General features: G+C 43.6%; 8 protein-coding genes. 1 reads left to right on the top strand and 7 read right to left on the bottom strand.

Annotated features, from left to right (window positions below; all coding sequences use genetic code 11):
- Window positions 1-137 precede the first annotated feature (137 nt).
- The 5 genes from DC498_RS25535 to DC498_RS25515 form a co-directional block, all read right to left on the bottom strand.
- Window positions 138-320 carry a hypothetical protein gene (locus DC498_RS25535; RefSeq protein WP_133176984.1) on the bottom strand — a complete coding sequence of 61 codons (183 nt, stop codon included), beginning with the start codon at window positions 318-320 and terminating at the stop codon, window positions 138-140.
- 773 nt (window positions 321-1,093) lie between these two features.
- Window positions 1,094-1,951, bottom strand: a complete 858-nt coding sequence (locus DC498_RS25530; RefSeq protein ID WP_116876957.1) for a tyrosine-type recombinase/integrase — start codon at window positions 1,949-1,951, stop codon at window positions 1,094-1,096.
- Window positions 1,948-2,853 carry a tyrosine-type recombinase/integrase gene (locus DC498_RS25525; RefSeq protein WP_116876956.1) on the bottom strand — a complete coding sequence of 302 codons (906 nt, stop codon included), beginning with the start codon at window positions 2,851-2,853 and terminating at the stop codon, window positions 1,948-1,950. The genes DC498_RS25530 and DC498_RS25525 overlap by 4 nt, the downstream gene beginning before the upstream one ends.
- A gap of 94 nt (window positions 2,854-2,947) precedes the next feature.
- Window positions 2,948-5,749, bottom strand: coding sequence for a toprim domain-containing protein (locus DC498_RS25520; RefSeq protein WP_116876955.1), 2,802 nt, complete (start codon window positions 5,747-5,749; stop codon window positions 2,948-2,950).
- Window positions 5,749-5,952: a SymE family type I addiction module toxin gene (locus tag DC498_RS25515; protein ID WP_116876954.1), complete on the bottom strand. Its 204-nt coding sequence runs from the start codon at window positions 5,950-5,952 to the stop codon at window positions 5,749-5,751. The genes DC498_RS25520 and DC498_RS25515 overlap by 1 nt, the downstream gene beginning before the upstream one ends.
- A 137-nt stretch (window positions 5,953-6,089) precedes the next feature.
- Here DC498_RS25515 and DC498_RS25510 point away from each other — a divergent pair, with 137 nt between their 5' ends.
- Window positions 6,090-6,461 carry a helix-turn-helix domain-containing protein gene (locus DC498_RS25510; RefSeq protein ID WP_116876953.1) on the top strand — a complete coding sequence of 124 codons (372 nt, stop codon included), beginning with the start codon at window positions 6,090-6,092 and terminating at the stop codon, window positions 6,459-6,461.
- Window positions 6,462-6,494: 33 nt separating this feature from the next.
- Here DC498_RS25510 and DC498_RS25505 read toward each other — a convergent pair whose 3' ends face one another.
- Window positions 6,495-6,887 carry a hypothetical protein gene (locus DC498_RS25505; protein ID WP_116876952.1) on the bottom strand — a complete coding sequence of 131 codons (393 nt, stop codon included), beginning with the start codon at window positions 6,885-6,887 and terminating at the stop codon, window positions 6,495-6,497.
- A gap of 2 nt (window positions 6,888-6,889) precedes the next feature.
- Window positions 6,890-7,836 (bottom strand): RHS repeat-associated core domain-containing protein (locus tag DC498_RS26480; protein ID WP_133176983.1); only part of this gene is annotated, 947 nt, incomplete at its 5' end.

Below are 7,836 nucleotides of genomic sequence, written 5' to 3'. Positions count from 1 at the left end.
AACGGATAATAATTACCATCCCCATTTTGATGCTTTTACAAAAACGTCCCCAACGCCCAGGCATCAACTCAAAGAACTACGTTACAGCCCTAAAAATAACGGTTTTTCTTTTTCAATTGAAAAGAAAAAATCCGGGGTTATTGCCCGGATTTTACCTGTTCAAAGTTCAGCAGCGCTTCCATCAGGCTGTTGCCGCTTGCTATAACCCGGACGCCGTAATCTTCTAAAAAATTGGCTTCGTCTACCTCTCTCACTTTAATGATAGAATAATCTGTTGCGGTTGATGGCTCATTGATCGGGTAAGTGATGTAATACTTCATGGCTGTAAATTTTAATTGGTGATAAAAAATAAAATGCAGCAAAAAATGCTTAGCGACCAGCCATTAGCGGCATGAGCAAAAGCCAAAAGCAGAGCCAAAAAAAAGGCCATACCACTGCTGATACAAATACATTCAAAAGCTGGTGTAGCATATCAGGATGAGGGCATAGGTGCAGCTTTTTTTTGGTGTCTTTTGGCAGCCTTGTGCCACGCCCCTGTGGGTCGGGCGGGCGCTGGCATGCCGCAATATCTTTGCTATGCCATTTTTATGCGTTCATTCCTTTACCATACTGCCGGTAGGCTTTGCCATTGACCGACCGTAGGAAGATGGCATAAAACAGATTCGTCCCGACCTGTGGTTGGGACACCGCTTGGGGAAGCGTGGGTGTGCACGGCTTCCGCTATTGTGTGCAGGGTTTGTGTATAGCTATAGCGGCTGCGTTGTTGGATACTTAACATAATGTGCCTATAGGATTCCCGCCGGTGCGTTGGCATGTGTACATGAGCCGGGCAGGCGGGATACTATAGGAACACATTATGTTTAAGTAGCTTCCGCCTGTGCGCCAGCTTTTTTGTGGCTTGTGAAGCGAGGGCCGTGCAGCTCTTTGACACTGCAATGATGGCTCCCGCGCGATAGCTTTGTGGCAGTGGCAATGTGCTGCATGAAGCGCAAGGCAAGCGACAAAAAATGCGTGGGAAGGTGGCAACAACGCAGAGCAGCAATAGCGTTGGCTTTGTGCGTTCGCTTGCTGCAAGCCGTGCTGTGTGTCAGCCTTAGCCCATTGGGTGATGTCGCTCAAGCTCGCTTTGCAGATCATCGAGGTTGTTTGCCTGGTATCTTGTGGTTGAGCTTACATACTTATGCCCGGCCATATACTGTACCTGCCGAAGATGATTTTTTCTTAACCATTCCGTTATTACACTGCCGCGGATCTGTTTGGCATTGATCACATTTGCATTGAGCTGCTTCAACTGTTTAAACATATACTGCAGGCGGTTATTGATATTGGTTTCGCTGACAGGCGTTTTGATTTGCTCAAAGAACAATGCACCCTCTTTGAACTTATTTGCATTCAGATAGCTTTGCAGCTCCGGTATCTGTACCGCTTTCAGATCTAATGATCTTTCATTGCTGCGTTTGGTTCCGGGAATAAATATTTTTCCGTCTTTCAGTTTAAAATGATGGCGCTGCAGCCGCATAATTTCACCAACCGTTACACCCTGGTAGATCATCAGCCCTAACATAATTTTCTTTGACCCGTCTACACTTAACTGTATGCTGTATTGCTTATACAGCTCTTCCAGCTCTTCTATGCTTAAAAGATTTGTTGGCAGCTTTCTTACCAGCACTTTGATAAAAACACCTGCTGCCGGGTTATCTGTTCGTTTGCCTTCGCTGATCAGGTAATTACAGTAATGCCGCACCATGCAAAGTATATTGTGAACACTTCTTTTACTGATACCTTTACTGTGGTAATGCCGCATAAAGTCTAACACGTCATTGTAAGTAAATAATTCTTCCTTTATATCTTCCCGGTGCAACCAGGTTAAAAAGTTTTCTATGCCTTCCGTATAGCGGCTTACTGTTGACCCGCTGTATTGTTTGCTTTGCAGGTATGCTGTAAAATTCATATTGTTTCATTTGCAAGATGAGTGTATATCTGTGTGCTGTCTAAGTCGCCATGTCCTAAGAACTGCTGTATCCGTTCCAGCTTCATGCCGCTTTGTAAAAGATGGGTGGCTATGCTGTGGCGTAATGTATGCGTGCCGACTTTCTTTTTGATCTTCGCTTTTTTTACCAACTGCTTTACTCTTACATACAGGCTCTGCTTTTGCATCGGTCTGCCTCTGTTAGCATCAATAAATAACGCGGTTGTTCGCACCTGTTGTAACAACTGCGGTCTTGCATGATCTAAGTATAGCTTTATGGCTTCAAAGTTCTTTTCCGCTACCGGTACAAACCGTTCTTTATAGCCCTTGCCTTTTCTTACATGCAATACTTTTTTTGTACTGTCTATGTCTTGCAGCTCAAGGCTTGCACCTTCATTCAAACGCAACCCGCAACCGTAATACACGGCAAGCATGGCTTTATCCCGTATGCCTAAAATCGTTGGGGCTGTTACATCGTAGAGCTTTTGTATTTCAGTTGTTGTAAGCCATACCGGTTTAGTGGTCGCTTCTTCTAATCGCTGTAAACTAAAACCAATAACTGATCTGCCCGTTTGCCTGATGTATTTGCTAAAAAGCAAAAGCGCCTGTATGTATTTATTGATATGCTTATGGCTTAATGGTCTGCCTGTACGCTTACCGGTTTTATCCTGCAACTGTAGTATAAATGCCCCGGCATCCGGCGCGTGAAGCTGCTCCAGGGATAGCTTACTATTTTGCTCCTGGTACTGTAAAAAATCTTTCAGCGCTGTAGCATGTACCGGTATGCTTAGCGGTGAGTAATTTAAAAGCTGCAACCACTCTGTAAAGGATTGAAGCAATAACTTATACTCACTGCTTTGCAGCGCAATGGATTTGTTTTTCATGACAATAAAATTTTGCTAATAGTCTTTTTCTGTGTCGTAGTTGTCGCAGTAGACAAAAACCGCTACTGTACCGGATTTTACTGCGACAGTAGTATTAGTGTCGCAGTACTGTCGCTGTCGCAGTACCGCTTTGCAGGTTTCGCAACTGTTCAATGATACTTTGAAGATGGGTATCTATTTCGCTTTTAAGGCGGCTGTATTCGGCTGCATCGGCAATACCATACTCAAAGCCCTTGCGGTGCTTAAAGCCGCTTATTTGCCTTATAAAGCCGTATTGCTTCAACTCCCGGATATAGCGTTGTATCGTTCTGGGCTCTATCCTAAAAATTTTCCTGATCTGCTGCGGTGTAAAGCTATCCAGGCTGTTATCGGTAAGATATTGCTTCAACTGCTCAAAAAAGTTCCTCGTTGCTTTCGCCAGCTCATCGCTCTTGGAGAACAATACATCTTTGAGCAAATTAAATGCAGCTTCGATATCTTCAATGGAAGTTTCTATATACAACTGCCCGGCATTATCTTTCTTTACTTCTCTCTGGTATTGATGGTAAAATGTAACGGCTTCAATAAAACCTAACAGCAGCGTCATGGTTCTTCTCGGCTTAAATACCTGCTCCGGAAGCACAATGTATTTTGCATAGGGATTAATGATATGGATGGGGCGGAGTACCCGCTGTATGTTTTTAAACAACTCCTTGTACTGCTGTTCTCTTTCTTTGTTTACTTCACCTGCAGATAGTTTGGTTTGATATTCGTTGATGCGTTTGTCCTGGTCTCTGGTCTGGTCGGTGTAGAGCAGTATGCAACGGTTGGCGTTGTCCTCGTATATCTTTTCTTTGGTGGTACATCCGCTTACGCTTACAGGGCCTTCCACCGTTAGCGTAATGGTTTTTAAATTGCCCTTGCTGTCTTTTAGCGTAACGGTTTTGCTGATCTTTCTTTTGGTCTGCAGCTCCCGGAGCGGATAGAACACAGCAAGTGCACCGTCTAAGTCTTCGATCAAAATCAGCTTGTGCTTCAGCTCTTCCTGCTTAAAATAATACAGGGCATTCTCGGTGATCTGCGTGATCTCTATTTTATCTTCCTGGGGTATCAGCTCGCTGATGCGCTCCTGCAGGTAGGTTTTGCCGCTACCGCTGGCGCCCAGGAACATAATGTGCAAGGGAATGTTTTGTTTTCTTGTGCAATACACCAGGTATGCGATCAGGCTGTTGGTAGATTCTCCTACAATACCGCATTGCTGTAAGAGTTGGCTGGTGCGTTGTAAAAGATTAGGCTTCTTTAGCTCTGCTATGGCGGTTTGTCTTTGCGCCGGTGTGAGTTCATGCTGTGGTTTTTCTTTGGGTTGTAATGCCTCTATTCTTTTAATACGGTAGTTTTCCAGCTCATTGGTCAGCTCGCTGATGGTGGTTTCTGTTTGCTTTATATTAGCATCAAAGCTCTCGCTGATCGTTTGTATTAACTGTTCGGTCTGGTTGCGGCTGTATAAATCAAGCGTATCTCTTATTGGCAAAAGCTGCTTTTGCTTGTGCTGTACTTTCAAGGTTACTTTCATCCGGTCAAGGCCGGTGATCTTTATGCCGCCCCATACTTCTATACGTAACTGGCAGTTGCCTGTGCCGCCACAGGCGGTATCGTAAACTAAAAGCTCCGGGTTTTGCGTATTGAGCCTGCTTTGCTGTAATGCAGGTCGAGTGATGGTTTCAGGTAATTCAGGTTTTTTATTTTCATCATGCCTTTGGCTTGACAGGTTTGAAAATAAAAAATCGGTTCTGTTATCAATGAGGTGTTGCAACACCATTGCATCATCATGGTTTTGCAATACACTGTTTACATCTTCCCCGGATGGCAGGTGTGTACGTGCAATGCGTACATGAGGCAGCAATGTATATAACGCATGTGCATGTTTGTGTGTGGCTGCTTCGCCGGCTTCGTCTGCATCAAGCATTAAAATAATTTCTTCAAGCTGTGGCAGGCTGGTGATGGCTTGTATATGTTCTTCCGTTAACCCGTTCGTTCCGTATAATGATAAAACGCTGTACTGCCCTGTGATTGTTTGTTGTTGCAGCAGGCTTGCTGCATCAATAATACTTTCAACAAGTATCAGTTTCTTTGTAGTTAATGCAGGGTAACCAGGATATAAACCGGAACGATTGCTTAAATAAAAATGGCGTGAAGCGTGGGCTTCACCCTCTCCACCCGTGGAGAGGGACGGGGTGAGGATACTACGACCGTACAACGATATTATTTTTCCCTCCTGGTTCTTCAACGGGAAGATAATGCAGTCCTTTGCCCATGCACTGTAACCACCGGCCGGCTTGGGTTTTAGCAAGCCGTATTGCTCACAGCTTGCAATAAAATTCTTTTCGTTCAGCTTATGATGCCAGTCGCCACTGTTATAACCTGCTTCATGCGCTTTATAGTTGATGGCTCTGCCTTCTAAATAATCAACAGCTTTCTTTGATAACGGTAAGGCTTTTGCAAAGTATTTAAACAGCTTCATTAGCACAGCTTCCTTTGCTATTGTATCAGCTTCGATAAAAAGCCTGGCTGCCGGCAAGACAGGTTTCGCTTCGATAATTTTCCCTTCTGCCCCGTCCGCCCCGGTCATCCGGGCGGGCTTACTCCCTACACCTTCCACCATTTCCGCTGCTTTTACCAACGCCTCATGTTTGCTGCATTTTTCATACAGCTCTATAAACTGTACCTGATCTCCTGTGCCGGCATTGCAGTTGCTGCTGAAGCAACACCATGTATTTGTTGCCGGGTAGATTTGCAATGATGGGGTTTTGTCCGGGTGGAAGGGGCATAGCAGCCGGTTGTTCTTATCAGGCTTTAAGCCGTAATGCTGCAATACCTGCCGGATGGTGAGCTGCTCCTTGATCTGCCTTAGCTCCATTACTGTGCGGTTTTGATGATGAGTGTATTTTGCTCTACCGTGATCTCCACCGCATCGCCTACCTTAAAGCCTGCCTGCTCCAGCCACAGCCCGCTTACGTTCAGCCAGGGAACTGCTTTGTAAGTATTACAGAGCCAGCCGCCATGCCCTGAAGGGCGGTTTTTACCATGCAGCTTTACTCTCCTGATGCGTTCTTTTGCCATAAAAAATAATTGTGATTATTTAGAACATAACGAAGATAAAATATTGTTCTTAAAAGGAACATATTTATTTTCTAAATTCTCACCTTATTGTCAATAATGTTCTGTTTTGGTACTTTTACAGCCATAAAACCTATATCATGAGCATTGGGGACAGCTTGAAAAAACTCCGGGAAAGCAAAGGATATACCCAGCAGCAAATGGCTGATCTGATCCATGTGCATCGCACCGGCTATTCTAAAATGGAAAACAACCAGCAGGAAGTGCCGGTGGATTGCCTGGTGCTGATCGCAAAGCATTTTGGCACAACTATAGACGAAGTGATTTATTTCGGGGAGAAAAACAGTATGCCCAAAGAAATTTCCGTGGAAGATAAAGCCACCCTCGAACAACTGCAGCTTATCAATGAACTGGACAAGGAAGAAAAAACCATCCTGTTAAAGCTCATAGAAACTTTTGTATCCAAAAAACGGTTTAAAGATTATTTGCAGAAAAATATTGCTGCATTGTAAAAAGCAAAAGCCTGGCAATGCCGGGCTTCTTTGTTATTCTGCTAATTCTTTTTCTAACTCTATCTTTCGTCTGAAGTATGTTCGCATTGCTTCTTCGTCTCGCTCCAATAGTTGATTAAAAAAATCTTCCTTGTTGCAAAGTTCATCAAAACCAATCAAGTTCTGATAATCTACGTAGTCGTCTCCAATATTAATTTTGACAAACCAATTAGCAGGTAATTCATTGGTTACTGTTTCAAAGATTTGGTAAGGAAACCAACTTGGCCGACTGTTTTCATCAATCAAAAAATACAAATTATTCGACTGTTTAAAAGTCAACACTCCCATTACTAAATACTCTTTACTTAACTCAAGACCGTAATCAAAATTATCAGGAATGCCGCTTGGAAGATTTGAGGGGTCGTTATATTTACAGATTACTTTCATAACTATTGCCCTCCTATAAATTTAAAATCGTCAATCGCCTTGATTACTCCATTTTCCCATAAAGCATTGTAATGGATTTCTACACCGTGGGCAGTTTTATTTGACATTTTACTCCAACCATTCCACCGACCCGAAGCATCTTTCATTGTTTGGATTAATACCTTTCCCGATGAAGGGTTTGACATTATTTCCTTCATTGCTAACTGCTCGGTAAGGTTTGCCGCTGCTGTTCTACCTGTAGAGCCCAAGCCCAAAGGCTTTAATAAGTTAGCCCCCCCCTTAGCAGCAACTTCTGCAGTCGTTCCTTCAACAGCAGCAGCCCTTGAGCCCCAAAGTGCTGCAACTCCTTTAAAAAACAAAGAGAACAATTTTGCACTCGCTAAAGTAATTATGGCATTATCAACAGCTCCCATCCCAACTGCTTCAGGGTGCATAGTGCTATACCCTTGCTCCTTATATTTTGCTTCTGTTACTCCTTTTTCTTCTATGGTTGGAGCATTGTTATCAACTTTTACAATATCATACGGATCATCTGTTTTGGTAACTGTAACTTCCTTTGTTTTCGTATTTACAACGATTCTATCTTGCGGACTACTATTTTTTAAAGCACCAAAGAAAGCCGAAATTTCATCAGCATTGTTTGTGGAGGCATTTCCATTCGCATCAAAAGACCACATCCCCTCAGGATCAATAAATCGCAGAGGATTATCAAAGGCGTAATTATATGGGCTCCATCTTCTGCCTGATTCAGCCAAGGGGTCGAGGATATGCCACCTTCCTATCTGTGCATCATACATCCTTGCTCCGTAATCTAACCACTCCAACCCACTACCATCGCTGAACTCCTGTCTTTGTTCCTCTTTACCGTTGTACTTGTAGCGGTTTGTTGGTGCATTGTTGAGCGCCTTCGATGATATCCCCGCCATTGTTAATCCAAACGGATAATAAT

This window comes from Terrimonas sp. (assembly GCF_003075435.1).
Lineage (GTDB): Bacteria > Bacteroidota > Bacteroidia > Chitinophagales > Chitinophagaceae > Agriterribacter.
This window is presented reverse-complemented; position numbering and strand designations above follow the sequence as displayed.